Origin of the sequence: Nocardioides aquiterrae, assembly GCF_039526625.1 — a bacterium.
Taxonomy (GTDB): domain Bacteria; phylum Actinomycetota; class Actinomycetes; order Propionibacteriales; family Nocardioidaceae; genus Nocardioides; species Nocardioides aquiterrae.
This window is the reverse complement of sequence record NZ_BAAAJE010000002.1, coordinates 529,265-554,188: the sequence shown is the minus strand read 5'-3', so window position 1 is coordinate 554,188 and position 24,924 is coordinate 529,265. Positions and strand designations below refer to the sequence as shown.

At 72.6% G+C, this 24,924-nt stretch carries 27 protein-coding genes; 13 read left to right on the top strand and 14 right to left on the bottom strand.

Going from position 1 to position 24,924, the window contains the following annotated elements; genetic code table 11:
- Window positions 1-23 precede the first annotated feature (23 nt).
- On the top strand, window positions 24-428 hold the full coding sequence (locus ABD086_RS05255) for a single-stranded DNA-binding protein (RefSeq protein WP_343906301.1): 405 nt from the start codon (window positions 24-26) through the stop codon (window positions 426-428).
- A gap of 3 nt (window positions 429-431) precedes the next feature.
- On the opposite strand, the gene ABD086_RS05250 is transcribed toward ABD086_RS05255, so the two are convergent.
- Together ABD086_RS05250 and ABD086_RS05245 are read right to left on the bottom strand one after the other, a co-directional pair.
- Complete coding sequence (locus ABD086_RS05250) at window positions 432-1,187, bottom strand: hypothetical protein (RefSeq protein WP_343906300.1); 756 nt, start codon at window positions 1,185-1,187, stop codon at window positions 432-434.
- A complete protein-coding gene (locus tag ABD086_RS05245) occupies window positions 1,184-1,705 on the bottom strand; it encodes a SigE family RNA polymerase sigma factor (protein WP_343906298.1) in 522 nt (173 codons plus the stop codon). The genes ABD086_RS05250 and ABD086_RS05245 overlap by 4 nt, the downstream gene beginning before the upstream one ends.
- 108 nt (window positions 1,706-1,813) lie before the next feature.
- On the opposite strand from ABD086_RS05245, the gene ettA reads away from it, so the two are divergent.
- The gene (gene ettA / locus ABD086_RS05240; protein WP_343906296.1) at window positions 1,814-3,496 is read left to right on the top strand and encodes an energy-dependent translational throttle protein EttA; all 1,683 of its coding nucleotides are present in this window, start codon (window positions 1,814-1,816) and stop codon (window positions 3,494-3,496) included.
- Between the two features lie 118 nt (window positions 3,497-3,614).
- Here the strand turns inward: ettA and ABD086_RS05235 are convergent, their stop codons facing one another.
- The 3 genes from ABD086_RS05235 to ABD086_RS05225 all read right to left on the bottom strand — a co-directional run bounded on the left by ABD086_RS05235 (window position 3,615) and on the right by ABD086_RS05225 (window position 6,046).
- Window positions 3,615-4,154 carry a MarR family winged helix-turn-helix transcriptional regulator gene (locus tag ABD086_RS05235; protein WP_343906294.1) on the bottom strand — a complete coding sequence of 180 codons (540 nt, stop codon included), beginning with the start codon at window positions 4,152-4,154 and terminating at the stop codon, window positions 3,615-3,617.
- A 25-nt stretch (window positions 4,155-4,179) separates the two neighbouring features.
- Window positions 4,180-5,394, bottom strand: a complete 1,215-nt coding sequence (locus tag ABD086_RS05230) for an acetyl-CoA C-acetyltransferase (RefSeq protein ID WP_343906292.1) — start codon at window positions 5,392-5,394, stop codon at window positions 4,180-4,182.
- A 76-nt stretch (window positions 5,395-5,470) separates the two neighbouring features.
- A complete protein-coding gene (locus tag ABD086_RS05225; RefSeq protein WP_343906290.1) occupies window positions 5,471-6,046 on the bottom strand; it encodes a TetR/AcrR family transcriptional regulator in 576 nt (191 codons plus the stop codon).
- A gap of 119 nt (window positions 6,047-6,165) precedes the next feature.
- On the opposite strand from ABD086_RS05225, the gene ABD086_RS05220 reads away from it, so the two are divergent.
- Window positions 6,166-6,342 carry a hypothetical protein gene (locus ABD086_RS05220; protein ID WP_343906288.1) on the top strand — a complete coding sequence of 59 codons (177 nt, stop codon included), beginning with the start codon at window positions 6,166-6,168 and terminating at the stop codon, window positions 6,340-6,342.
- Between the two features lie 35 nt (window positions 6,343-6,377).
- Window positions 6,378-7,229, top strand: a complete 852-nt coding sequence (locus tag ABD086_RS05215; protein WP_343906286.1) for an acyl-CoA thioesterase — start codon at window positions 6,378-6,380, stop codon at window positions 7,227-7,229.
- A gap of 145 nt (window positions 7,230-7,374) precedes the next feature.
- On the opposite strand, the gene ABD086_RS05210 is transcribed toward ABD086_RS05215, so the two are convergent.
- The 3 genes from ABD086_RS05210 to ABD086_RS05200 form a co-directional block, all read right to left on the bottom strand.
- Complete coding sequence (locus tag ABD086_RS05210; RefSeq protein ID WP_343906284.1) at window positions 7,375-7,932, bottom strand: RNA polymerase sigma factor; 558 nt, start codon at window positions 7,930-7,932, stop codon at window positions 7,375-7,377.
- Window positions 7,929-8,684, bottom strand: coding sequence for a hypothetical protein (locus ABD086_RS05205; RefSeq protein WP_343906282.1), 756 nt, complete (start codon window positions 8,682-8,684; stop codon window positions 7,929-7,931). Before ABD086_RS05205 ends, ABD086_RS05210 begins: the two co-directional genes overlap by 4 nt.
- A gap of 254 nt (window positions 8,685-8,938) precedes the next feature.
- Window positions 8,939-9,313, bottom strand: a complete 375-nt coding sequence (locus tag ABD086_RS05200; RefSeq protein WP_343906280.1) for a globin — start codon at window positions 9,311-9,313, stop codon at window positions 8,939-8,941.
- A gap of 97 nt (window positions 9,314-9,410) precedes the next feature.
- Here ABD086_RS05200 and ABD086_RS05195 point away from each other — a divergent pair, with 97 nt between their 5' ends.
- Window positions 9,411-9,836 (top strand): OsmC family peroxiredoxin, encoded by a 426-nt coding sequence (locus tag ABD086_RS05195; protein WP_343906278.1) that lies wholly within the window; start codon window positions 9,411-9,413, stop codon window positions 9,834-9,836.
- 95 nt (window positions 9,837-9,931) lie between these two features.
- On the opposite strand, the gene ABD086_RS05190 is transcribed toward ABD086_RS05195, so the two are convergent.
- Window positions 9,932-10,954, bottom strand: a complete 1,023-nt coding sequence (locus ABD086_RS05190; protein WP_343906277.1) for a mechanosensitive ion channel family protein — start codon at window positions 10,952-10,954, stop codon at window positions 9,932-9,934.
- An 83-nt stretch (window positions 10,955-11,037) separates the two neighbouring features.
- On the opposite strand from ABD086_RS05190, the gene ABD086_RS05185 reads away from it, so the two are divergent.
- Together ABD086_RS05185 and ABD086_RS05180 are read left to right on the top strand one after the other, a co-directional pair.
- The gene (locus ABD086_RS05185) at window positions 11,038-11,391 is read left to right on the top strand and encodes a hypothetical protein (protein WP_343906275.1); all 354 of its coding nucleotides are present in this window, start codon (window positions 11,038-11,040) and stop codon (window positions 11,389-11,391) included.
- Window positions 11,378-11,761, top strand: a complete 384-nt coding sequence (locus tag ABD086_RS05180) for a DUF5130 family protein (RefSeq protein WP_343906273.1) — start codon at window positions 11,378-11,380, stop codon at window positions 11,759-11,761. The genes ABD086_RS05185 and ABD086_RS05180 overlap by 14 nt, the downstream gene beginning before the upstream one ends.
- Before the next feature lie 54 nt (window positions 11,762-11,815).
- Here ABD086_RS05180 and pepN read toward each other — a convergent pair whose 3' ends face one another.
- Window positions 11,816-14,386, bottom strand: coding sequence for an aminopeptidase N (gene pepN, locus ABD086_RS05175; protein WP_343906271.1), 2,571 nt, complete (start codon window positions 14,384-14,386; stop codon window positions 11,816-11,818).
- A 64-nt stretch (window positions 14,387-14,450) separates the two neighbouring features.
- Between pepN and chrA the strand changes: the two genes are divergently transcribed.
- From chrA to ABD086_RS05145, 6 genes are all read left to right on the top strand, one after another.
- Complete coding sequence (gene chrA, locus ABD086_RS05170; RefSeq protein ID WP_343906269.1) at window positions 14,451-15,806, top strand: chromate efflux transporter; 1,356 nt, start codon at window positions 14,451-14,453, stop codon at window positions 15,804-15,806.
- 38 nt (window positions 15,807-15,844) lie between these two features.
- A complete protein-coding gene (locus tag ABD086_RS05165; RefSeq protein ID WP_343906268.1) occupies window positions 15,845-16,444 on the top strand; it encodes a mycothiol-dependent nitroreductase Rv2466c family protein in 600 nt (199 codons plus the stop codon).
- 66 nt (window positions 16,445-16,510) lie between these two features.
- Window positions 16,511-17,053 carry a TIGR03086 family metal-binding protein gene (locus ABD086_RS05160; protein ID WP_343906266.1) on the top strand — a complete coding sequence of 181 codons (543 nt, stop codon included), beginning with the start codon at window positions 16,511-16,513 and terminating at the stop codon, window positions 17,051-17,053.
- A 47-nt stretch (window positions 17,054-17,100) separates the two neighbouring features.
- Window positions 17,101-18,918, top strand: a complete 1,818-nt coding sequence (gene metG / locus ABD086_RS05155) for a methionine--tRNA ligase (protein WP_343906264.1) — start codon at window positions 17,101-17,103, stop codon at window positions 18,916-18,918.
- A 6-nt stretch (window positions 18,919-18,924) separates the two neighbouring features.
- Window positions 18,925-19,611 (top strand): glutamine amidotransferase-related protein, encoded by a 687-nt coding sequence (locus ABD086_RS05150; protein ID WP_343906263.1) that lies wholly within the window; start codon window positions 18,925-18,927, stop codon window positions 19,609-19,611.
- Between the two features lie 428 nt (window positions 19,612-20,039).
- Window positions 20,040-20,870 (top strand): class I SAM-dependent methyltransferase, encoded by an 831-nt coding sequence (locus tag ABD086_RS05145; RefSeq protein ID WP_343906261.1) that lies wholly within the window; start codon window positions 20,040-20,042, stop codon window positions 20,868-20,870.
- Here the strand turns inward: ABD086_RS05145 and arfB are convergent.
- The 4 genes from arfB to ABD086_RS05125 are packed head-to-tail and all read right to left on the bottom strand — an operon-like array spanning window position 20,857 to window position 24,907.
- Window positions 20,857-21,285: an alternative ribosome rescue aminoacyl-tRNA hydrolase ArfB gene (gene arfB / locus ABD086_RS05140; protein ID WP_343906259.1), complete on the bottom strand. Its 429-nt coding sequence runs from the start codon at window positions 21,283-21,285 to the stop codon at window positions 20,857-20,859. The two genes, ABD086_RS05145 and arfB, sit on opposite strands and share 14 nt — an antisense overlap.
- Before the next feature lie 12 nt (window positions 21,286-21,297).
- Window positions 21,298-23,412 (bottom strand): xanthine dehydrogenase family protein molybdopterin-binding subunit, encoded by a 2,115-nt coding sequence (locus ABD086_RS05135; RefSeq protein WP_343906258.1) that lies wholly within the window; start codon window positions 23,410-23,412, stop codon window positions 21,298-21,300.
- Window positions 23,409-24,407: an FAD binding domain-containing protein gene (locus tag ABD086_RS05130; RefSeq protein WP_343906256.1), complete on the bottom strand. Its 999-nt coding sequence runs from the start codon at window positions 24,405-24,407 to the stop codon at window positions 23,409-23,411. Before ABD086_RS05130 ends, ABD086_RS05135 begins: the two co-directional genes overlap by 4 nt.
- A complete protein-coding gene (locus ABD086_RS05125; RefSeq protein ID WP_343906254.1) occupies window positions 24,404-24,907 on the bottom strand; it encodes a 2Fe-2S iron-sulfur cluster-binding protein in 504 nt (167 codons plus the stop codon). Before ABD086_RS05125 ends, ABD086_RS05130 begins: the two co-directional genes overlap by 4 nt.
- Window positions 24,908-24,924 lie beyond the last annotated feature (17 nt).

The following is a 24,924-nucleotide window of genomic DNA, read 5'->3' as shown; positions in this document are numbered from 1 at the left end:
CCGGATCGAGGCAAGGAGAACCCATGAACGACAGCACCATCACCGTCCGCGGCTGGCTCGGGGCCGACGTGGACCTGCGCAAGGCCGGCGACGTGCCGGTCGCGAGCTTCCGGCTCGCCTGCACGCCGCGGAAGTTCAACCCGCGCACGGAGTCGTGGTCCGACGGCACCACCCAGTGGTACACCGTGACCTGCTGGCGCGGCCTGGCCGAGAACGTCGCGAGCTCGCTGCGCCGTGGTGATCCGGTCGTCGTGCAGGGCCGGCTCGAGCTGCGCACCTACGTCAACAGCAACAACGTCGAGGTCGAGGCGCTCGAGATCGACGCCGCGGCGATCGGCCACGACCTGGCCCGCGGCACCAGCCGGTTCACGCGGACGCCGAAGCAGCAGCCGGCGGTCGCGCCGGCCGAGGAGACACCGGCGGCGTGAGCGTCACTCGTCCGGCCAGCGCTGCTGCCAGAGACGGGCCTCGGCGACGTCGCGCACCTCCGCGAGCGTCATCGGCGCGTGGTCGCGCATGGTCGGGACGTTCCCGCCCCAGGTGGCGGCCGTGCTGTTGGACGAGGTCGCCCGCACGACGGCACCGTCCGGCGTGAGGTAGGTCGACTCCAGCACGATCTCGTCGCCGTCGGTCGTCCGCGAGTCGCGCCCGACGACAGCGCCGGACGCGCCGTGCACCTCCGTGCAGGAGTCGGGCGCGGTCAGGTTGCCCGGGCAGGTGATCCACGGGTCCGCGGCGTCGCCGCCGGCATCGGCGGGGGCGCGCAGCTCGACGTTCACCAGGCCGGCGTAGCCGTGGTCGTCCTTCAGGCCGAGCTCGGCCCAGGCGCGGGACGCGCCCGTGAACGTCCACGGGGTCGTGTACCGGCTGGGGGTCAGGAAGGTGAGCCGGTGCGCCACCTCCTCGCCGGGCATCGTCCACCAGTGCGGGGCGGGCTCGTAGACGTCGGGGGGCGGGAGCACGGCGCCGCCCTGCGCGAGCTGGTCCCCGGTCGAAGCGCCGACCGTGCCGAGCAGGGGCACGGCGACCGCGACGGCCACGGCCGCGGCCACACCTCCGAGCACGACGCCCGCGCGGCGACGGCGGCGCGCGGCGCGACCGCGCCGTACCGCGCCGGCGTGGAGGCGGTCCGTCGGGACGTCGAGGTCGGCGAGGGCCCGGTCCATGAGGGCGTGGAGGTCGTTCATCGGTTGCTCCCGTTGGTGTGCGGCTCGCTCAGCAGCCCGCGGAGCGCTCGGAGCGCGCGCAGGCTGCGGTTCTTGACGGCCGCCTCGCTGAGGCCGAGCTCGGACGCGGTCTCGCCGACGCTGCGGTCCTCCCAGTACCGGAGCACGACCACGGCGCGGTCGAGCGGCGGCAGCTCGGCCAGGGCGGCGAGCAGCGCCAGCCGCTCCGTCGTCCCCGGGGCCGGGTCGGCGTCCCGTGTGGCCCGCTCCGGGACGTCGGCCACGGGCAGCTCGCCGGAGCTGCGCCGCCGCCGGTCGGAGAGGAAGGACTTGATGAGCACGCCGTGGATGTACGCCACCGGGTCGTCCGCCGAGCTCACCCGTGCCCAGGCGGCGTAGGCCTTGGCCAGCGCCGTCTGCACCAGGTCCTCCGCGGCGTGCGGGGTCGTGGTGAGCAGGTAGGCGCTGCGGTACAGCTGCGGCGAGCGCGCGGCCACGAACTCCGCGAACTCCTCGTCCCGTCGCCGCGATCGGCTCACAGGCCCTCCGTCCGGTCCGTCCCGCCTCCTGCGTGGAGGCCGTCACCCTTCAGACGCCGTGGCCCCCGATGAGGTCTCATCACCGGGGCGTCACTAGGCTCGGGGACCATGGCGGAGTATGTGTTCACCCTGCGCAACGTGCGCAAGGCCCACGGCGACAAGGTTGTCCTCGACAACGTGACGCTGTCGTTCCTGCACGGCGCGAAGATCGGCGTCGTCGGCCCGAACGGCGCGGGCAAGTCCTCGTTGCTGAAGATCATGGCGGGGCTCGACCAGCCCAACAACGGCGACGCGATCCTGGACCCGGGGGCCACGGTCGGCATGCTCCAGCAGGAGCCGCCGCTGACCGAGGGCAAGACGGTGCTGGAGAACGTCGAGGAGGCCGTCGGCGAGATCAAGGGGAAGCTCGACCGCTACAACAAGATCTCCGAGGAGCTCGCCGACCCCGACGCCGACTACGACTCGCTCCTCGCGGAGATGGGCGACCTGCAGACCGACCTCGACCACGCGAACGCGTGGGACCTCGACAGCCGCCTCGACCAGGCCATGGACGCGCTGCGCTGCCCGCCGCCGGACGCGCTCGTCGACAACCTCTCCGGTGGCGAGCGCCGCCGGGTGGCGCTGTGCAAGCTGCTGCTCCAGCAGCCGGACCTGCTGCTGCTCGACGAGCCCACCAACCACCTCGACGCCGAGTCGGTGCAGTGGCTGGAGGGCCACCTCAAGAGCTACCCGGGCGCCGTCCTCGCGGTGACCCACGACCGGTACTTCCTCGACAACGTCGCCGAGTGGATCGCCGAGGTCGACCGGGGCCAGATCCACGGCTACGAGGGCAACTACTCCACCTACCTGGAGACCAAGAAGGACCGCCTCAAGATCGAGGGTCAGAAGGACGCCAAGCGCGCGAAGATGCTCGAGAAGGAGCTGGAGTGGGTCCGCTCCAACCCGAAGGCACGGCAGGCGAAGAGCAAGTCCCGCCTGGCCCGCTACGAGGAGCTCGCGGCCGAGGCGGACCGCGCCCGTAAGATCGACACGTCCGAGATCAACATCCCGGCGGGCCCGCGCCTCGGTGACGTGGTGCTCGAGGCCAAGGGCGTCGCCAAGGGCTTCGAGGGCCGGACCCTGATGCACGACCTGTCGTTCTCGCTGCCGCGCGCCGGCATCGTCGGCGTCATCGGCCCGAACGGCGTCGGCAAGACCACGCTGTTCCGGATGATCACCGGCAACGAGGCCCCGGACGCCGGCGACCTCAACGTCGGCCAGACCGTGAAGATCTCGTACGTCGACCAGAGCCGCGGCGGCATCGACCCGAACAAGAACGTCTGGGAGGTCGTCTCGGACGGCCTGGACTTCATCAAGGTCGCGAACTTCGAGATGAACTCCCGCGCGTACGTCGCGTCGTTCGGGTTCAAGGGTCCGGACCAGCAGAAGAAGGCCGGTGTCCTGTCCGGTGGCGAGCGCAACCGGCTCAACCTGGCGCTCACCCTGAAGATGGGCGGCAACCTGCTGCTGCTCGACGAGCCGACCAACGACCTGGACGTGGAGACGCTGTCGTCCCTCGAGGACGCGCTGCTCGACTTCCCGGGCTGCGCGGTGGTCACCTCGCACGACCGCTGGTTCCTCGACCGCATCGCCACCCACATCCTGGCGTGGGAGGGCGACGACGAGGACGACGCCAAGTGGTTCTGGTTCGAGGGCAACTTCGCGGCCTACGAGGAGAACAAGGTCGAGCGGCTCGGCGTCGAGGCGGCCCGCCCGCACCGCGTCACGCACCGGCGGCTGACGCGCGACTGACGCGGCGCCGCCGTTGGTCGAGCTTGTCGAGACCCCGGAAGTGACGCAGGGCGGTGACCACAGTCACCGCCCTCGTTCGTCCCACCGGGTCTCGACCGCCAGGTCGCGACTTCGTTCCTCAGTCGCGCTGGCTCGCTCGACCACCATCAGCTGATCCGCTGACGCGTCTCAGCTCCACCTCGGGATGGCCGGCGACCAGGTGGTCGGCGACGGCGTCCATGACGCGGCCGACCGCTTCGAAGTCCTCTCGGCTGACCAGGTCGACCAGGTGCCGGCGCACGCCGGTCACGTGCAACGGGGCGATCCGCTCCAGCAGATCCCAGCCCTGGTCGGTCATCGACGCGACGACCCCGCGGCCGTCCTCGGGTGAGGAGGTCCGGATGACCAGGCCCTGCCGCTCCATCCGGGTGATCGTGTGCGTCACCCGGCTCCGGCTGTGCGCGAGCGCGTCGGCGAGCTGCGCCATCCGCATCTGCCGGCCGTCGCTCTCCGAGAGCCTCACCAGGATCTCGTACTCGGTCAGCGACAGGTTGCACGCGCGGTGCAGGTCGTCGTCGAGCTGGTCGAGGAGCAGGGTCATGCCCACCAGCAGCGCACGCCAGGAGCGCTGCTGGTCCTCGTCCAGCCAGATGGTCTCGTTTCCCCCGAGGTCGGTCACCCCGGCAGTGTAGGTCCCGCCGGCGTCAGAGCCGCTCGAGGATCAGCGCCATGCCCTGGCCGCCGCCCACGCACATGGTGATCAGGCCGGTGGTCTTGTCGTGCCAGTCCAGCGAGTTCAGCATCGTGTTCTGCAGGCGCGCCCCGGTCATGCCGAACGGGTGGCCGACCGCGATCGCGCCGCCGTTGACGTTCAGGCGGTCGAGGTCGATGCCGAGGTCCTGGTACGACGGCACCACCTGCGCGGCGAACGCCTCGTTGATCTCGACCAGGTCGATGTCGCCGATGCTCATCTTCGCGTTGGCCAGCGCGCGCTTGGTCGCCTCGACCGGGCCGAGGCCCATGATCTCGGGGGAGAGGCCGCTGACGCCCGTCGAGACGATCCGGGCCAGCGGCTTCAGCCCGAGCTCGGCCGCCCGGGTGTCGGACATGATGATGACCGCGGCCGCGCCGTCGTTGAGCGCGCAGCAGTTGCCCGCGGTGACCACGCCGTCGGGACGGAAGACCGGCTTGAGGTCCTTGATGCCGTCGTAGGTCACGCCGGCGCGGGGGCCGTCGTCCTGGCTGACCACGGTGCCGCTGGGGGTGGTGACCGGAGTGATCTCCCGCTCCCAGAACCCGTCGTTGATCGCCTTCTCCGCCAGGTTCTGCGACCGGACGCCGAACTCGTCGAGCTCCTGGCGGCTCAGGCCGCGCAGCTTCGCGACGTTCTCCGCCGTCTGGCCCATCGCGATGTAGACGTCGGGGAGCAGGCCGTCCTCGCGCGGGTCGTGCCAGTCGACGCCGCCCTCGGCGGTCTTCTCGGTGCGGGCCTTGGCCTCGTCGAACGCGTGGTTCTGGGTGTCGGGCCAGTGGTCCGAGGTGCCCTTGGCGAAGCGCGAGACGGTCTCGACGCCCGAGGAGATGAACACGTCGCCCTCGCCGGCCTTGATCGCGTGGAACGCCATCCGGGTGGTCTGCACCGACGAGGAGCAGTAGCGCGTGATGGTCGCGCCGGGGACGTCGTCGAGGCCGTTGAGCACGTTCACGACCCGGGCCATGTTGTTGCCGGACTCGCCGCCCGGCAGGCCGCACCCGAGGTAGTGGTCGTCGATCGTGGTGGGGTCGAGCGCCGGGATCTTGTCCAGGGCCGTCTTGACGATGAACGCGGTGAGGTCGTCCGGGCGGAACTCGGTCAGCGAGCCCTTGTTGGCGCGGCCGATGGGCGTACGAGCCGCGGAAACGATGACTGCCTCGGGCATGGGAACTCCGTTCGCTGGGGACTGCCTCCGACCGTCAACCCTAGACCGTGTTCTAGTCCGTGGGCCGAGGCGTTCGTCACGCTCCGGAGCCGCCCGCGAGCCCGGCGCCGAGCAGGTCCAGCGACCGCGCGAGGAACGCGCCCCGCTCGGCCGCGGGCTTGAGCAGCGCGGCGAGCAGCACCCCGTCGTACGACGCCACCAGCGCCTCTGCCCGGGCGGCGCTGTGCTCCTTGCCGGTGGCGGTCATGATCCGCTCGACGAGCTCGACCAGCCGGCGCCGCTGGTCCGCGAGGAGGCCCGCGAGCTCCGGGTCGCGGCTGGCGGCCATGGTGAGCTCGAGCCGCGCCACGAGGAGCTCGCGCCGGTCGAGCCAGCGCTGGAAGAGGGCGATCGCCGCGCCGACGCCGTCCGGCTCGTCTGCGGTGGCGAGCTCGTCGGCGAGCCGGTCGACGTCACCGAGCAGGCGGTCCGCGACGTCCTCGGCCAGCGCCGCCTGCAGCGCCCGCCGGGTGCGCAGGTACGCCGAGCAGCTGCCCTCGGGCAGCCCGGCCCGGCGGTCGACGGCGCGGTGGGTCAGCCCCTTGAGACCCTCGTCCGCGAGCACGTGCAGCGCGGCGTCGAGCAGCTGGCGACGGCGCGGGCTCGCGGGCATCGGCACCTCTCGGGTGGGCGGCTGTGAGGGGTGACACTACCCGGCGGCGTTGTCTTCGCCGGCGCCCGGCGCTACCTTCTACACAAGGAGAAATCTACAGATGTAGAAAGTGGGTAGCCATGGACCTCTACACCGGTCTCACGGCCTTCGCGGTCGCCTTCGTCGTCCTCGCGGCCGTCGCGTCGGTCGTCGCGCTCGGCGTCGTGGGCGAGCTCCTCGTCCGGAACCGCCGCGTCCGTCTGGCGCGCCACCAGACGATCCGCGCGTACTACCGCGGTCTCGCGCTCAGCCACTGACGGCCCGGACTCGGGCGTCTGGCACGATCGGGCGGGTGCGGCACACCTACCGGTGCCCGATGCGCTGGGCCGACCTGGACCTGCTCGGGCACGTCAACAACGTCGTCTACGTGGACTACCTCCAGGAGGCCCGCGTCGACATGCTCCGCACCCACGGCCCCGCCGCGCGCACCGGTGAGCTGGCCGAGGGCGTGGTGGTGGCCCGCCACGAGGTCAGCTACCTCGCCCCGCTGCAGTTCGGCTTCGAGCCGGTCAGCATCGACTCGTGGGTCACCGAGATCCGGGCGGCGACCTTCACGGTGGCCTACGAGATCTTCCACGAGCGCGACGGCGCCCGGCACGTGTACGCGCGCGCCAAGACCGTCCTGACGCCGTACGTCTTCGCCGACGAGCGGCCGCGCCGGCTGACCGACGTCGAGCGCGAGACCCTGGCCGTCTTCCTCGAGCCGGACGCCCCGGCGCCGCGGCTGCCGATGCCGCGGGCGCGTCCGGAGACCGTCGCCCACTACCCGGTCCAGGTGCGGTTCTCCGACGTCGACGTCTACGGGCACGTCAACAACGTCAAGTACTTCGAGTACCTGCAGGAGTCCCGGATCGCGATGACCGCGCGGATCTGGGACGGGCTGGACCCGGTGTCGATGGTGGTGGCGCAGACGGACGTGGACTACCGGCGACCGATCCTGTTCCGACCGGAGACGTACGACGTCTGGTCGTGGGTCTCCCGGGTCGGCAGTCGCTCGGCGAGCATCGACTCGCTCATCGCCGACGGTGACACCGTGTTCGCCCGGGCCCGCGTCGCCATCGTGTTCTTCGACCCGCACACGCAGCGGTCGACCACGCCTCCGGAGCCCTACCTGGCCGGGCTGCGCTCGCTCCTGGCCCCCTGACCGCCGCCGGCTGACGGCAGCAGCGTGACCAGCGGCCCCGACCGCATACGGGGGACGGTCGCGGCCGGGACCGCCGGCTGATCCCGGGTCGCACGACCATCAGCCCCCGGGTCCGTCCTCCACCTGTCGCGGCACCCCGGCGGCGTTACACGTCCGCCGAAATTCTTTCCGCGGGCATCCGGGCCGCCAGCCGGCGCAGGCCGCGGTGGTGCGCGACGCGCACCGCGACCGACGAGATGCCGAGCGCGGTCGCCGTGGCCTCCACGTCCAGGCCGACCACCTCGCGGCAGCCGATCACGTCCCGCTCCCGGGGCGGCAGGCTCGCCAGGAGCCGGACCACCCAGTCCTTGACGGCGGTCTCCGCCTCCGGGCCGGGGATCGTCGGGTGCTGGTCCAGGTGCTGCAGGTCGGCGGGGTCGGTACGACGCCGTCCGCTGCGCCGGTGCACGTTGCTCCCGAGCTTGCGCGCGATGCCGAACAGCCACCCCGCGAACTCGCCCGAGTCGCCGTGGAAGGCGTGGATCTTCTCCGCGGCCACCAGCCAGGTCTCGGCCGCGAGGTCCTCGGCGCTCACGGCCGCGTCCCCGAGCGGCCGGGTGCCCAGCCAGACCACCAGCCGGCCGGCGTGGTCCCGGTAGAGCGCGCGCCAAGCCTCGGCGTCGCCCCGCTTGGCGCGCGCCACCAGCTCGTCGTCGTCGCTCACCTGGAGTGTCGGTCCTGCCCTGCCTGGGCCGCCGGGTGGCCCCCCGCGTGCTTGCCGGGGCCGTGGGCGGGGTGCGGCGGATGCTTCGGGTGCCCGTTGGCGTGGCCGTTCGCATGCCCGTTCGCGTGCCCGTTGGCCTTGCCGGTGGCCTTGCCGTTGCCGTTGCCGTTGCCGTTGCCGTTGGCGTTGCCGTTGCCGTTGGCGTGGCCGTTGGGGTGGGCGTGGCCGTTCGGCCCGGGGTGGTTCGCCTGGCCGTTGCCCTGGCCGTTGCCCTGGCCGTTGCCCTGGCCGTTCCCCTGCCCGTCCCCCTGGGCGGGGGCCTGGCCCTGGTCCGCGCCCGCCGACGCACCCGACGCACCCGGGGCGCCGGACCGGCCACCCACCGCGGAGCGGTGACCCGGGCCTGCCGTGGGACCGGTCGCGCCGGCGGCCCCGGTCGGGTCCGGGCCGGGCGGGCCGGTCACCGGCGTGGGGTCGGGCGTCGTATGCGCCGTGGCGTCGGTCGGCGCGGGAGCCGGCGAGGGGTCGGTGAGCCCGTCCGGCCGCAGGCCGGTCAACCAGGCGACGCCGACCAGGACCGCCGCCACCGCCACCGGAGCGAGGGCGACCCGCCACCCGGCACCCCCGCGGGTCGGCCCCGCACCGACGGCGCCGGCGGCGGCGCGGGCGCTGAGCTCGGCGAGGAACACCTCGTCGGGCTCGAGCGTCGGCACGACCGCGCGCAGCTCGTCGCGGATCGGGCGGTCGGTCATGGGTGTCTCCTACCCCTCGGAGGTGATCCCGACGCGTGTCGGGTTGGCGCCGGGACCACCGGCTCCGGGGTCAGCCCTCGGTGGCGGGGCCGGTGGCGTGCTCGTCGGGTGGTCGCCGGCGTGCTCGTCGGGACCGGGAGCGCCGTGCGGCCCGCGGTGGTGGGCCTGCGCATGGAGGCGGCCTCCTGGTGTCGGGGTGGCGGGGGATCCGCCCGGACACCCCTCACCTGTCGCGAGGCTCCCGAGGCGTTACCTCACTCGAAGGTGTTCACCATGAACTGCGCCGCGTGCGTGACGTAGTCCCAGAACTGCGCGTCCTGCTCCGGCGTCAGCTGCACCTCGTCGAGGCCGGCCCGGAAGTGCCGGAGCCAGTGCTCCTTGGCCTCGGGGGTGACGGCGAACGGCGCGTGCCGCATCCGCAGCCGCGGATGGCCGCGGTTCTCCGAGTACGTCGTCGGGCCGCCCCAGTACTGCACGAGGAACAGCAGGAACCGCTCCTCGGCGGGGCCGAGGTCCTCCTCGGGGTACAGCGGCCGGAGCACCGGGTCCTCGGCGACGCCCTCGTAGAACGTCGCGACGATCCGGCGGAAGGTCTCGAAGCCGCCGATCTCCTCGTAGAACGTCGTCACCGTCCCATTGTGACCAGCGCCCGGTCGCGGCCCGACACCGGCGTGCAAGACTCGCAGGCGTCCCCGTCTTCACATCGATCCGAGGAGTGAACCGCTGATGGCAACGACCCGCTACGCCAGCACCCACTGGGAGGGCACCCTGTTCGAGGGTGCCGGCAAGGTCACGTTGGAGTCGTCCGGCGTCGGGACGTTCGACGTCTCGTGGCCCTCGCGCGCCGAGGAGGCCAACGGCAAGACCAGCCCCGAGGAGCTGATCGCGGCCGCGCACTCCTCCTGCTTCTCGATGGCGCTGTCCAACGGACTGGCCAAGGCGGGCACGCCGGCCACCTCGCTGGACACCCAGGCCGCGGTCGAGTTCACCCCGGGCACCGGCATCACCGGCATCAAGCTCACGGTGAAGGGGGTCGTCGAGGGCATGAGCAACGACGACTTCGTCGAGGCCGCGCAGGCCGCCAAGGACGGCTGCCCGGTCAGCCAGGCGCTCGCCGGCACCACGATCACGCTCGAGGCGTCGCTCGCCTGAGCGGGGGCGCGGCAGCGAACCCGATGATGGTGGTCGAGCAAGCCGCGCGACCGAGGAACGAGGTCGCGACCGGCGTGTCGAGACCCGCCCCCACCTCAGCCCTGGACGGGCTCCTCGCCTTCGGGTGAGGAGCCCGTCCGCTGCTCCTCGCGGTGCCACACGACCCGCTGGGGCAGCGGGATCTCGATGCCCTCGTGGTCGAACCGGGCCTTGATCCGCTGACGCAGCGCCCGGGCGACGCCCCACTGCTCCATCGGCGCCGTCTTGATCAGCACCCGCAGCGTGACCGATTCGGGGCCGAACACCTCGACGCCGGTGACCTCGGGCTCCTCGATGATCAGGTCGCTGAAGTCCTCGTCCTCCCACAGGTCGTGGGCGACCTCGCGCAGCACGCGCTGCGCCCGGACCAGGTCCTCGTGGTAGGCGACGTTGACGTCGACGACCGCGCGCGACCAGTTCTGGCTCATGTTGCCGACCCGCAGGATCGCGCCGTTCGGCACGTACCAGACGGTGCCGTTCAGGTCCCGCAGCCGGGTGACCCGGAGGCTGACGGCCTCGACGGTGCCGCTGGCCTCGCCGACGTCGACGACGTCGCCGACGCCGTACTGGTCCTCGAAGATCATGAAGACGCCGGACAGGAAGTCCTTGACCAGCGACTGCGCACCGAAGCCGAGGGCGATGCCGATGATGCCGGCGCTGGCGATGATCGGCGCGATGTCCACCCCCAGCTCGCTGAGGACCATCGTGCCGATCACCGCGACCAGCAGGCCGGTGATCACGCTCTTGAGCAGGTCGCCCATGGTCTTCGCGCGCTGGACCCGCCGGGTCTGCGTCGCGAGGTCGCGGGCCGTGGCCTGCTGAGCCGCCCGGCCGCGGATGCCGAACCGGCTCACCCGGTCCGGCAGCACGCCGTCCTCGGCGCGGGCCACCAGCCGGTCGACGAGCCGGTGCAGGATCCAGCGCACGATCAGGAGCAGGAGGAGCAGGGTGACGATCGTGAGCGGCCGGCCGATGAGGACGTCGGCGGCGTTCGCGAGCTTCTGGTTGTCGGTCGCCTCGAAGGTCCACCGACAGATGTCGTGGCCGGTGTCACAGGTGCTGTCGTCGAAGCGCAACATGGCCCCCATGTCTACCGCACCGGACAACCTCCCACGACCCTCCCGGCGGTGAGACGGAGCGTGATCCTCGATACGATCTGCACGTGACCACCAAGCTCGCGCACCTGGCCCGCCGTACGTCCGTCGTCCTGCTCGCAGGCGGCCTCGTCCTCGCGGCCGGGGGACCGGCCGGCGCCGACGTCCCCGAGGGCTGGGCCGAGCCGTACCACGTCGACCCGTGGCACGCCGTGCTCGTGCTCGTCGGCATCCCGCTGGCCCTGTTCCTCGTGATCACCGCGCTGGTCGTGATCCCGGGCATCGTCAAGGGCGAGCGGTTCACGCCGGGCGGCCAGGCGACCGCGGACCAGTGGTTCGGCGGGCCGCGGTCCGGCACCGCCGAGCTCCCCGCCCCGGACAACGATGAGTCGCAGGCGGGTGGCGCAAGTGGGCGTTGGTGAGTTCAACGCCGCCGAGCGGTTCCAGATCGACGAGGCGATCCGCAAGGCGGAGCTCGTCTCCCGCTTCGAGTTCAGCGTGTTCGTCGGCCGCGTGTCCGGCGAGCCCCGCGCGTTCGCGACCCAGCTGCACAACCGGCTGGTGGCCCCGCCGCGCAGCATCCTGATCATGCTCGACCCCGCCGCGCGGGCGCTCGAGATCGTCACCGGCGGCCTGGTCCGCCGCAACCTCACCGACCGCGAGGTCGAGCTGGTCGCCCTGCAGATGCAGAGCATGTTCGCGGAGGGCGACCTCGTCGGCGGCCTGCGCCGCGGCATCCAGGAGCTGGCCGACCACGCCCAGGCTCCCGAGACCCTGCACGCTGAGTCCTGACATACGACGAGTCGGCGCGGTCTCAGGCTGAGACTGCGCCGACTCGGCGTTTGATCAGCCCTGCGCGTCCTTCGCCTGCGCGGCGAGCGCGCGGGCGACGTCGGCGCGGCCCTCGCGGACGTACCGCTTCGCGGCCGGGTTGGCCGGGGAGGACTCGAGCCAGGCGTCGACCCGGTCGAGGAGCTCCTGGCTGGCCAGCTGCTTCGGGAACATGAACTCCAGCGCGGTCGAGGCGCGCTGCGTGCCCTTGTCCTCCCACAGCGTGTCCGCGGCGGCGAGGTACTTCTCGACGTACGGCGCGAGGACGTCGTCCTGGCCGTACTGCTGGAACGCGAGCACCACGCTGCGCTGGGTCTCGTTCGGGACGTCGTCGCGCACGATCGCGATCTCCCAGGCCTCGGCCTTGGCCTCGGCGGTCGGGCGCATCGCGCGCGCGGCGGCGGCGTGCTCCTGGCCGGAGATCGTGTTGTCGCGCTCCAGCTCCGCGGCGATCCGGTCCGCCTCGGCGCGGCCGTTGCGGGCCAGCGCGTTCAGCAGCGTCCAGCGCAGGTCGGTGTCGACCGCGAGCCCGTCGAACGACAGGGTGCCCTCGAGCAGCCGCTCCAGGTCGGTCAGCGCCGCGTCGCTGTGCGCGGCGCCGGCGTACGCCCGCGCGAACGTGAGCTGGTGGTCGCTGCCGGGCTCGGCGTTCTCGAGGAGCTTGCGCAGGCCCTGCTCCCAGGTGGCGCGCAGCGCGGCGCGGTTCGCCGGGGCGGAGTACTGCGTGACCGCGAGCGCCGCGTAGCCCGGGATCCGGGCGACGCCGAACGCGTCGGTCTCGCTGCCGATGCTGCTGAGCACCAGCGCCACGAAGTCGGTCGCGCTCATCTCGGCGTCGCGGGTCATGTCCCACGCCGCGCCCCAGCACAGCGCCCGGGCCAGCGAGTCGTCGAGCGTGGCGAGGCCACCCACGACGGTCGCGAGCGAACGCTCGTCGAGGCGGATCTTGGCGTAGGCCAGGTCGCCCTCGTTGAGCAGCAGCAGGTCCGGCTGCCGCTGGCCGACCAGCTCGGCGACATCCGTGAGCTCGCCACTGATGTCGGTCTCCAGGGAGGTACGCCGCACGAGCCGGCCGTCGACCTCGTCGTAGAGCCCGATGCCGAGCCGGTGCCGGCGCAGCGTCGGGTGGTCGGGGTGCGCGGTCTGCCGCACGCCGAAGGAGGCGTAGGTGCCGTCCTCGGCGAGCTCGAACTCCGGGGCGAGGGTGTTCACGCCCGCGGTCTGCAGCCACTCCTGCGCCCACGACTCGAGGTCGCGGCCCGATGACTTCTCCAGCGCGGCCAGCAGGTCCTTGAACTCGGTGTTGCCGAACTCGTGCTGCTGGAAGTAGGCGCGGACGCCGACCAGGAAGTTCTCGAGACCGACCCACGCCACCAGCTGCTTGAGCACCGAGGCGCCCTTGGCGTAGGTGATGCCGTCGAAGTTCACCTCGACCGCGCGCAGGTCGACGTTGTCGGCCGCGATCGGGTGGGTGCTGGGCAGCTGGTCCTGGCGGTACGCCCAGTTCTTGCGGGCGTTGGTGAAGCCGGTCCACGCCTCGGTGAACTCGGTGGCCTCGACCGCGGCGTGGTAGCACGCCCACTCGGCGAACGACTCGTTGAGCCAGAGGTCGTCCCACCACTTCATGGTCACCAGGTCGCCGAACCACATGTGCGCCATCTCGTGGAGGATGACCTCGGCGCGGAACTCGTAGAACGAGCGGTCCTGGCGGCTGCGCGGGAGGTACTCGTCGCGCAGCGTGACGGCGCCGGCGTTCTCCATCGCGCCCATGTTGTACTCCGGCACGTAGAGCTGGTCGTACTTGCCGAACGGGTAGGGGTACGCGAACGCCTCCTCGAAGAACTCGAAGCCCTGCCGGGTCAGCTTCACGAGCTCCTCGACGTCGAGGTGCTCGACCAGCGACTGCCGGCAGTAGTGGCCGAGCGGGATGTCGCCGTGCTTGCCGTGGTAGACGTCGAGCACCTCGTGGTACTCGCCCGCAACGATCGCGGTGACGTACGTCGACAGCGGCTTGGTCGGCGCGAAGGTCCACACCGCCGCGCCGCTCTGCCCATCGCTGGCAGTGGGCTCCGGGGTCGGCGTGGGGGAGTTCGAGACGACCTTCCAGCCCTCCGGCGCCGTCACCGTGAACTGGAACGGCGCCTTGAGGTCGGGCTGCTCGAAGGTGGTGAACACCCGGCGGGCGTCCGGCACCTCGAACTGCGAGTAGGTGTAGACGCGGTCGTCGGCGGGGTCGACGAACCGGTGCAGGCCCTCACCCGTGCGGGAGTAGGTGCAGTCCGCGCGCACGACGAGCTCGTTCTCGGCGGCCAGGCCGCTGAGCGCGATCCGGTTGTCGGCGTACGCCGTCGCCGGGTCGACCGGCTCGCCGTTCAGCGTGATCTCGTGGACCGTCGCGTCGACGAGGTCGGCGAACGTCTCGGCGCCGGGCTCGGTGCAGGTGAACCGGATCGTGGTGGTCGATCCGAAGGTCGTGCTCTGCGCGTCGGGAGCCGTCGTGAGGTCCAGGTCGATGGAGTACGACGTGACGTCCAGGAGCGCGGCGCGGGTGGCGGCCTCGTCCCGGGTGAGGTTGGTTCCAGGCATGCGAAGCATCCTGCCACTGGGCTCCACGCGCGCGAAAAGCGGAATACCCGCCATCATGTTCCGCGTGACCGACCCGGCCAGGCACGTCGTCCCGTTGCGCGAGGCGTTCCGGGCGTGGTTCCTGATCTCGTGGCAGACGTTCGGCGGCCCGGCCGGCCAGATCGCGGTGATGCACCGCGAACTCGTCGAGGAGCGTCGCTGGATCGGCGAACGCCGGTTCCTGCACGCGATGAGCTACTGCATGCTGCTGCCCGGCCCCGAGGCCCAGCAGCTCGCGGTGTACAGCGGCTGGCTGCTCAACGGCTGGCTCGGCGGCATCATCGCCGGGACCTTGTTCGTGCTCCCCGGCTTCATCACGATCCTCGCGCTCTCGTGGGTCTACGTAGCGCACGGTGACTCGACCCTGGTCACGGGCCTGCTGCTCGGGCTCGCCGCCGCGGTCATCCCGATCGTCGTGCAGGCCGTGCTCCGGGTGGGGTCGCGCGCGATCCGCAACCGGCTGCTGCTGGGTCTGGCGGTGGCCGCCTTCCTCGCGCTCGCCGTGCTCGCCGTCCCCTTCCCGCTCGTCGTGCTCGCCGCCGGCGGGGCGGGCTGGCTGATCGGTCGGCGCGCCCCGGAGCTGGTGCGGATCCCCGAGAAGCCGGCGGCCGCCGACGAGCTGCCGCCGCTGATCCCCGACGACGCCCTGCACGGGACGACCCGGTCGGGTCGCCGCTCGCTCGCGATCCTGGCCGTCGGGTTGGTGCTCTGGATGCTGCCGGTCGCGGCCGCGTACGCGCTCGCCGGCGGCCGGGCGACCGTCTTCACCGACCAGGGCCTCTTCTTCGGAGGCATGGCCCTGGTGACGTTCGGCGGCGCGTACGCCGTCCTCTCCTACGTCGCGCAGGCGGCCGTCGAGCACTACGGGTGGCTGACCGCGCAGGAGATGGTCCGCGGGCTCGCGCTCGCGGAGACCACGCCGGGGCCGCTGATCATGGTCGTGCAGTTCGTGGCGTTCCTCGGCGCGTTCCGCGACCCGGCCGGGCTCGACCCGTGGGCCGCGGCCGTGCTGGCCTCGCTCCTGGTCGTCTGGGTGACCTTCGTGCCCTGCTTCCTCTTCATCTTCCTCGGAGCGCCGTACGTCGAACGGCTGCGCGGCAACGAGGCGCTGTCCGCCGCGCTGACCGGCGTGACCGCCGCGGTCGTCGGCGTGATCGCCAACCTCGCGCTGTACTTCACCGTGCACACGCTGTTCGCCGACGCCGACCGGGCGGGGCAGGACCACCTCGGGCTGCTGGTGCCCGCGTGGTCCACGTTCCAGTGGCAGCCCGCGGTCCTTGCGCTGCTGGGCGCGCTGCTGATCTTCCGGCTGCGGTGGCCGGTGCTGCGCACGCTGGGCGTCTGCGGGCTGGCCGGCCTCGCGATCGCCGTACTCACCTGACGGGAATGCGGACCGCGGTCCGCATGGTTGTTCCTGGCATGACCAACGCTGACTTCTGGTTCGATCCCGCCTGCCCGTTCGCGTGGATCACCTCGCGCTGGATCCTCGAGGTCGAGAAGGTCCGCGACATCGAGGTCACCTGGCACATCATGAGCCTGGCCTACCTCAACCAGGACAAGGACATCTCGGAGGAGTACCGGGAGTTCCTCGCGACGGCGTGGCAGCCGGTCCGGGTGCTGATGGCCGCCGAGCAGAAGTACGGCAAGGAGGTGCTGCTCCCGCTGTACACGGCGATGGGCACGCGCATCCACCTCGAGAAGCAGGACAAGGACCGCGCCATGATCGAGGCGGCCCTCGAGGAGGCCGGCCTGGACACCGCGCTCGCGGACGCGATGGACGACCCGTCGTACGACGAGGCGATCGCGGCCTCCCACGAGCGCGGCATGAGCCAGGTCGGCAACGAGGTCGGCACGCCGACCATCGCGTTCGAGGGCCGGGCGTTCTTCGGTCCGGTCATCAGCAAGGCGCCGCGGGGCGACGAGGCCGGGAGGCTCTGGGACGCCTGCGTGACGCTCTCGGCCTACCCGCACTTCTACGAGCTCAAGCGCAGCCGCACCGAGCCGCTCGACTTCAGCTGACACCGCCCCGGCCGGTGGGGCCGTTGGTCCCTCGACGCCGCGCAGCGAGCCGCCTAGCGTGGTCGCATGACCCGAACGGAGTGGGGTGACGAGGTCCGGGTGCTCGCCCGGGCCGTCGACCAGACCGGAGACGTCCTCGACCACGTCCACCGCGACGCCCTCGAGCAGCCGACGCCGTGCGGCGAGTGGGACCTCGCGACGCTCGTCGACCACGTCGTCGACGGCCCGCGCCGCTTCCTCGCGATGATGCGGGGCGAGGAGGTCGACTGGTCGGCGCCGCCGCCGCACGTCGCGGAGGAGTGGGGGCCGGCGTTCCGCGTGGCCGGCGACGACCTCGTGCACGCGTGGCACGAGCAGTCCGGCGACGCCGCGGTGAGCGCCGACTGGCAGACCGCCGAGCTCGCCGTGCACACCTGGGACGTCGCCCGCACGATCGGGTATCCCCTCGACCGCCTGGACCCCGAGGTCGCCGAGCGCGGCCTCGCGTTCCTGCGGGAGAACCTCACGGAGGACCGCCGCGGTCCCGCTTTCGGTCCCGAGCGGGAGGCCCCCGAGGCAGCGGGTCCGTACGAGCGGATCGCGGCGTACTCCGGGCGCGCGATCGACTGAGCCCGGCCGCTGGAAACTCGGTGGCGGCCGCTCCCTAGGATTGGTCCATGAGCAAGGTCCCCCCGTCGAAGGTGCTCAGCGCCGTCGCCTGGCCGTACGCCAACGGCCCGCGCCACATCGGCCACGTGGCCGGTTTCGGCGTGCCCTCCGACGTCTTCAGCCGGTACATGCGGATGGCGGGCCACGACGTGCTCATGGTCTCGGGCTCCGACGAGCACGGGACGCCGATCCTGATCGCCGCCGACGAGGCCGGGATGACGCCCCAGGAGCTCGCGGACCAGAACCACCGGATCATCGCCGAGGACCTCGCGTCGCTCGGGCTGACCTACGACCTCTACACGCGGACCACCACGCGCAACCACCACGCGGTCGTGCAGGAGCTGTTCCTCGGGGTGTACGAGAACGGCTACTTCGTCGAGGAGACGACGTACGGCGCGATCTCGCCGTCCACCGGCCGCACCCTGCCGGACCGCTACATCGAGGGCACCTGCCCGATCTGCGGGTACGACGGCGCGCGGGGCGACCAGTGCGACAACTGCGGCAACCAGCTGGACCCGCACGATCTGATCAACCCGCGCTCGAAGATCAACGGCGAGACGCCGGAGTTCATCGAGACCCAGCACTTCTTCCTCGACCTGCCGGCGCTCGCCGACGCGCTCGCGGAGTGGCTGGACGAGCGTGAGGCCACCGGCCTGTGGCGGCCCAACGTGATCCGCTTCAGCCAGAACATCCTCAAGGAGATCCGGCCGCGGTCGATGACCCGCGACATCGACTGGGGCATCGCCGTGCCCCTCGAGGGCTGGCGCGACAACCCGACCAAGAAGCTCTACGTCTGGTTCGACGCCGTGATCGGCTACCTGTCGGCGTCCATCGAGTGGGCCCGCCGCTCTGCTGAATCCGGGGGAGGCGATCCGGACCGGTGGCGCGAGTGGTGGAACGACCCGGACGCCCTGTCCTACTACTTCATGGGCAAGGACAACATCACCTTCCACAGCCAGATCTGGCCGGCCGAGCTGCTGGCCTACTCGGGCAAGGGCGCGAAGGGCGGCACCCCGCGGCAGTACGGCGAGCTGAACCTGCCCACCGAGGTCGTGAGCAGCGAGTTCCTGACCATGGAGGGCCGCAAGTTCTCCTCGTCCAAGCGGGTGGTGATCTACGTCCGCGACCTGCTCAGCCGCTACCAGCCGGACGCGTTCCGCTACTTCGTCGCGGCGGCCGGCCCGGAGAACCAGGACTCCGACTTCACCTGGTCGGAGTTCGTGCGCCGCACCAACGACGAGCTGGTCGCCGGCTGGGGCAACCTGGTCAACCGCACGGCGAACCTGATCGCCAAGAACTTCGGCGAGATCCCCAAGGCCGGCGAGCTCACCCCCGAGGACGAGGCGCTGCTGGCCGGGGTCGAGACGACGTTCGACGTGGTGGGCGAGCTGATCGCCCGGCACCGCCAGAAGCAGGCCATCGGCGAGGCGATGCGCGCGGTCGCGGAGGTCAACAAGTACGTCTCCGACACCGAGCCCTGGAAGATCAAGGACGACCCCGACCGGCTCGGCACGATCCTGCACGTGGTCGCCCAGTGCGTCGCGGACCTCAACCTGATCCTGTCGCCGTTCCTGCCGTTCTCCGCCAACGAGGTCGACAAGGCCCTCGGCGGCGCCGGCGACGTGGCGCCGATGCCGCGGATCGAGGAGGTCGAGGACCTCGACGGCGGCGCGCCGTACCCGATCATCACCGGCGAGTACTCCGGCTTCCCCGCCTGGGAGCGCCGGCCGATCGTCCCGGGCACGCCCGTGGCCAAGCCGACGCCGATCTTCACCAAGCTCGACCCCGCGGTGGTCGACGAGGAGCTCGCGAGGCTCAGCCAGTGAGGACGCGTGGATGAGCGTCCGCTGGTCGCGCTGCTCGGCGAGGACCGCGGCCACCGCAGCCACCTCGAGCTCAACGCCCTCCGCCCCCGGCTCGACGTCGCCACGGAGTGGGTGCCGTCGGACTCCGGGTTCTCGATCGAGGAGTACGACGGTGTCTGGCTGGTCCCGGGCTCGCCGTACGCCGACGACGCGGCGGTGCTCCGCGCGCTGACCACGGTCCGCGAGCGGGGCATCCCGTTCCTCGGCTCGTGCGGCGGCCTGCAGTACGCCGTGCTGGAGTTCGTCCAGAGCGTTCTCGGGGCCGCGGCCACCCACGCGGAGTCGGACGGGGAGCGCGACGACAACGTCGTCGTACCCCTCGCCTGCAGCCTGTACGGCGAGGAGCGCCTGGTCACCCCCGTGGCCGGCACCCGGTTCGCCGGCTGGGTGCCAGAGCCGTTCGCCGGCATGCACTTCTGCAACTACGCGCCGTCCGCCGAGGTGGTCGCGCGGCTCGAGGCGGCCGGCGTGGTCGTCGGCGCGACGGCGGACGACGCCGGCGCCGAGGTCCTGGAGTTCCCCGACCACCCGTTCTACGTCGGCAGCATGTTCCAGCCGCACGTCGGCGCGCTCGCCGGGACGCCGGTCCACCCGCTGGTGCGTGCCTTCACCGATGCCGTGCGTGCGGGCCGGACGCCGTCCCCCGTCGACTGACACTCCCGAGTCGGCGCCAGTGCAGGCGACGGCACCGCCGAGTCGGCGCCAGTGCAGGCAGCGGCACCGCCGAGTCGGCGCCAGTGCAGGCAGCGGCACCGCCGAGTCGGCGCCAGTGCAGGCAGCGACACCGCCGAGTCGGCGCCAGTGCAGGCGCGGGACCTGCAGTAGCGCCGACTCGGCAGGCGTCGGACCTGCAGTAGCGCCGACTCGGCAGGCGTCGGACCTGCAGTAGCGCCGACTCGGCGGTCGTGGGACCTGCAGTAGCGCCGACTCGGCGGTCGTGGGACCTGCAGTAGCGCCGACTCGGCGGTCGCGGGACCTGCAGTAGCGCCGACTCGGCGGTCGCGGGACCTGCAGTAGCGCCGACTCGGCGGTCGCGGGACCTGCAGTAGCGCCGACTCGGCGGTTGCGGCAGGCTGCCGGACGTGCGTAAGGGAGAGCCCAGCCGGACCGCGTTCGGGGCCGCCGCGCTGCGCGCCGCCCACCAGGAGGCGGCGGAGCCGCGGATCTTCACCGACCCGCTGGCGCGGCGGATCCTCGGCGAGGCGGAGCTGCCGCACCAGACCTGGTCGCAGCCCCGGCTGCGGCTGTTCATCGCGGTGCGGCACCGGTTCGCCGAGGACTCGCTCGCGGCCGCGGTCGCGCGCGGCACCCGCCAGGTCGTGGTGCTCGGCGCCGGGCTGGACACCTTCGCCTACCGCAACCCCTTCGACGGCACCCACGTCTTCGAGGTCGACCACCCGGACACCGGCGCCTGGAAGCGCGAGCGGCTCGCCGAGGCCGGCATCGAGGTACCCGACAACGTCACGTACGTCGCCGTCGACTTCGAGCGCGACTCGCTCGCGGAGCGGCTGGCGGACGCCGGGTTCGACGCCGCGCAGCCGGCGTTCTTCCTGTGGCTGGGCGTCGTCCCCTACCTGACCGACGAGGCGGTCCGGGGCACGCTGGCCGTCATCGCGAGCGTGCCCGACGGCGAGGTCGTCCTCGACTACCTGAAGTCCGTCGAGCACGCCCCCGCGGAGGCGCACGCCGACCGGGCGACCCTCGAGGCGCACGTGGCCGAGGTCGGGGAGCCGCTGCAGCCCGGCCGCGACACCGCGACCGTGCACGCGATGCTGCGGGCGGCCGGCTTCGACGAGATCGAGGACATCGGGCGGCGGGAGATCCGCGAGCGCTACCTGGGTCTGCGGCCGGGCGAGGCCGACGGCGACGCGCACGTCGTGCGGGCCCGGGTCACCGGGGTCAGTCGTCCCTGACCCGGCCGCGCAGGGCCTTGGTCTCGCCGCGCTGGCGCTTCTCCTCCAGCCGCCGCCGCTGTGAGCCCCGCGTCGGCTTGGTCGGCCGGCGCGGCGGGGGAGGCGGGGCGAGCGCTTCCCGGACCCGGGCGGCCAGCCGCTCCCGCGCCGCGACCCGGTTGCGGTGCTGGGAGCGGTGCTCCGACGCGACGACCCGGACCGGCGAGCCGACCCGGCCGACCAGCCGCGCCCGCTGCTGCTCCGACAGCGCCGCCGAGGTCGCGACGTCGTACTCGAGCTCCACCCGGCTGTCGCTGGTGTTCACCGACTGCCCGCCCGGTCCGGGGGAGCGGGAGAACCGCTCCACCAGCTCGCTCGCGGGGATCACCAGGCCGTCGGGCAGCCCCGGCCCCGGCGGAACGCGCAGGTCGTCCACGAGCCGAGGATCTCACTCCAGGAAGCGGTCCGCGGTCACCGGGATCGACCGGACCCGCACGCCCGTGGCGTGGTACGTCGCGTTCGCGACCGCCGCCGCGGTGCCGACGATGCCGATCTCGCCGATGCCGCGGGACCCCATCGGGGTGAAGCGCTCGTCGGACTCGTCGAGCCACTCGGCCTGCACGTCGAGGGCGTCGGCGTGCGCCGCGACGTGGTACGTCGCCAGGTCCTGCGTGACCGGGTGGCCGAAGCGCGGGTCGCGCACGCCCTCCTCGAACAGCGCCGCGGACAGCCCCATCACCAGGCCGCCGACGAGCTGCGACCGCGCGGTCGCGGGGTTCACGATGCGGCCGACCGAGTAGACGCCGAGCAGCCGCGGCACCCGGATCTCGCCGGTCCACCGGTGCACCCGCGCCTCGGCGAAGACCGCGCCGAAGGAGTGGAAGGCGTACTTCTCCGCGTTCGGGTTCTCGGCCGCGGACGCGGTGGTCTCGGCGCCGGGGGAGGGTTCCGTCCCGTGGTCCGCGCGGAACCGCTGGGCGGCCGCGACGATCGCGCCGCCCCAGGAGCTGGTGCCCGACGAGCCACCGGCCACCGTGGCCGGGGGCAGGAGGCTGTCCGCGATCTCCAGGTCGATCGCGTCGGGGCCGGTGCCGAGGGCGTCGGCGGCGATCTGGGTCAGCACGGTCCGGGCGCCGGTGCCGATGTCGACGCTGCCGATCGCGACGGCGTACCGCCCCTCGCCGAGGAACCGCACCCGCGCCTGGTTGCCCGGCTGCACCATCGCGGGGTACGTCGCCGCCGCGACGCCGGTGCCGACCCACCACTCGCCGTCCTCCGTGGACCGCGGCGCCTCCGGCCGGTCCGCCCACCCGAACCGCTCCGCGCCGCGCCGCAGGCAGTCCACGAGCCGTCGGTCGTTGAACGGCTTGCCGGTCTCGGGGTCGGTCTCGGGCTCGTTGCGCACCCGCAGCTCGATCGGGTCGAGGCCGCAGGCGACCGCGAGCTCGTCCATCGCCACCTCGTGGGCGAACACCCCGGGCATCTCGCCGGGCGCGCGCATCCAGGACGGCACCGCGACGTCGAGCCGGGCCAGGCGGTGGCTGGTGCGCCGGTTCGGGGCGGCGTACAGCATCCGCGTCGGCGAGGCGGTCTGCTCCGCGAACTCGCGCACGGCCGATGTCTGCTCCTGGACCCGGTGCTCGATCGCGGTCAGCCGGCCGTCGGCGTCCGCGCCGAGCCGGAAGTGGGAGATCGTCGCCGTGCGGTAGCCGGTGAGCGTGAACATCTGCTGCCGGGTCACGGCGAGGCGCACCGGGCGCCCGTCGGTGACCTGGGCGGCCAGGGCCGCGGCCAGCACGTGGGCGTGGGCCTCGCCCTTGCTGCCGAACCCGCCGCCGACGTACGGCGCCCGCACCCGGATCTGGTCCTCCTCCACCCCGAGCATCGGCGCCAGCGTGGAGACGACGCCATGGACGCCCTGGGTCGAGTCGAACAGCGACAGCGCCGGCTCGCCGTCCTCGTCCCGCCACCACGCGGTGGTGGCGTGCGGCTCGAGCGGGTTGTTGTGCTCGTACGCGGTCCGGTAGGTCTGCTCGACGACCACCGCGGCGTCGGCCAGCGCCGCGTCGACGTCGCCCTCGTCGGTGTCGGTCTCGATCGCCGGGTTGACCTGGTCCGGCCGGTACGTCGCGTTGTCCTCGCGAAGCTCGGCCTCGAACGGCTCCTCGTCGTACCGGACCTCGACCAGCGCCGCGCCCTCGCGGGCGGCCTCGGAGGTCTCGGCGAGCACCAGCGCCACGACCTGCCCGTGGAAGTGGACGCGGTCGTCCTGGAGGATCGCCAGCTCGCCGTTGGACGTGTCGTCCAGGTGGGGGGCGTTGGTGTGGTCGAGGACCGACACGACGCCCGGGTGGGCGAGCGCCGGTCCGGCGTCGATCCCGGCGATCCGGCCCTTCGGCACCCGCGAGGTCACCAGCCAGGCGTGCAGCGGGTCGCCCACGTCGCCGACCTCGTGCTCGACGGCGTACGCCGCTCGACCGGTGACCTTCTCGACGCCGTCCACCCGCGGGTGCGGCGTCCCGATCGAGCGGATGTCGAGGGGAACGGTCTGCTGCTCGGTCATCGGGCCGCCTCCGCGAGGGTCGTGAGGGTGAGTGCGGTCAGGTTCCGCACCATCGGGACCTTGTACGCCGTCTGGTCGGTGGTCTGCGCCGCCTCGAGCTCGAGCTCGGCGGCGGCGCGGGCCGAGGCCTCGTCGAGCCGTTGGCCGACCAGCGCGGCCTCCGCCCGCCGGGCCCGCCAGGGCTTGTGGGCGACGCCGCCCCAGGCGATGCGCACGTCCTCGACCAGGCCGTCGCGCAGCTCCAGGGCCGCGGCGACCGACACCAGCGCGAAGGCGAACGACGCCCGGTCGCGGGCCTTGCGGTACGTCGAGTGCACGGCCACGGACTGCTCGGGCAGCTCGACCGCGGTGATCAGGTCGCCGTGCCGCAGCGTGGTGTCCCGCTCGGGCTGGTCGCCGGGCAGGCGGTGCAGCTCGTCGATCGCGATCCGGCGCTCGCCGTCCGGGCCGAGCACCACCACGGTGGCGTCGAGGGCGGTGAGCGCGACCGCGAGGTCGGACGGGTGGGTCGTCACGCAGGAGGGGCTTGCGCCGAGGATCGCGTTGTAGCGGCCGTACCCGTCGATCGCGGAGCAGCCGGTGCCCGGCTCACGCTTGTTGCACGGCGTGCTGAGGTCCTGGAAGTACACACACCGGGTCCGCTGGAGCAGGTTGCCACCGGTGGTGGCCTGGTTGCGGATCTGCCCCGACGCGCCGGCGAGGAGGGCCCGGGCCACGCCGGGGTAGCGGCTGCGCACGACGGGGTGGGCGGCCAGGTCGCTGTTGCGCACGTTGGCCCCGATCCGCAGGCCGCGGCCGTGCCCGTCGTCGTAGGGCTCGACGGCGTCCAGCGGCAGCCGCCGCACGTCGACGAGGACCTCCGGCGCGGCGATGCCGAGCTTCAGGTGGTCGACGAGGTTGGTGCCGCCGGCGAGGAACCGGGCGCCGGACCGGTCCGCCACGGCCGCGACGGCGTCCTCGGGGGTGGCGGGCCGGACGTACTCCGCGGCCCTCATCGGCCGGCCGCCTCGCGCACCGCGGCGAGGATGCCCGGGTACGCGCCGCACCGGCACAGGTTGCCGCTCATCCGCTCGCGGATCTCGTCGTCGTCGAGCTCGACCTCGGCCTCCAGGTCCTCGGTGACCAGGCTGGGGTGGCCCTGCTTCGCCTCGTCGAGCACGCCGACGCCCGAGCACACCTGGCCGGGCGTGCAGTAGCCGCACTGGAAGCCGTCGTGGTCGAGGAAGGCCTGCTGCACCGGGTGCAGCTCGGCGCTCGCCAGCCCGTCCGCGGTCACGACCTCGGCGCCGTCGTACGCGACGGCGAGCGCCAGGCAGGTCAGGTGGCGGCGGCCGTCGAGCAGCACGGTGCACGACCCGCACTGGCCGTGGTCGCAGCCCTTCTTCGGCGAGGTGACGCCGAGCCGCTCGCGCAGCGCGTCGAGCAGGGTCGTGCGGGTGTCGACCGTGACCGACCGTTCGGTCCCGTCGACGGTGAGGGTGATGTCGGCGTCCATGGCGCGGCAGTACCCAG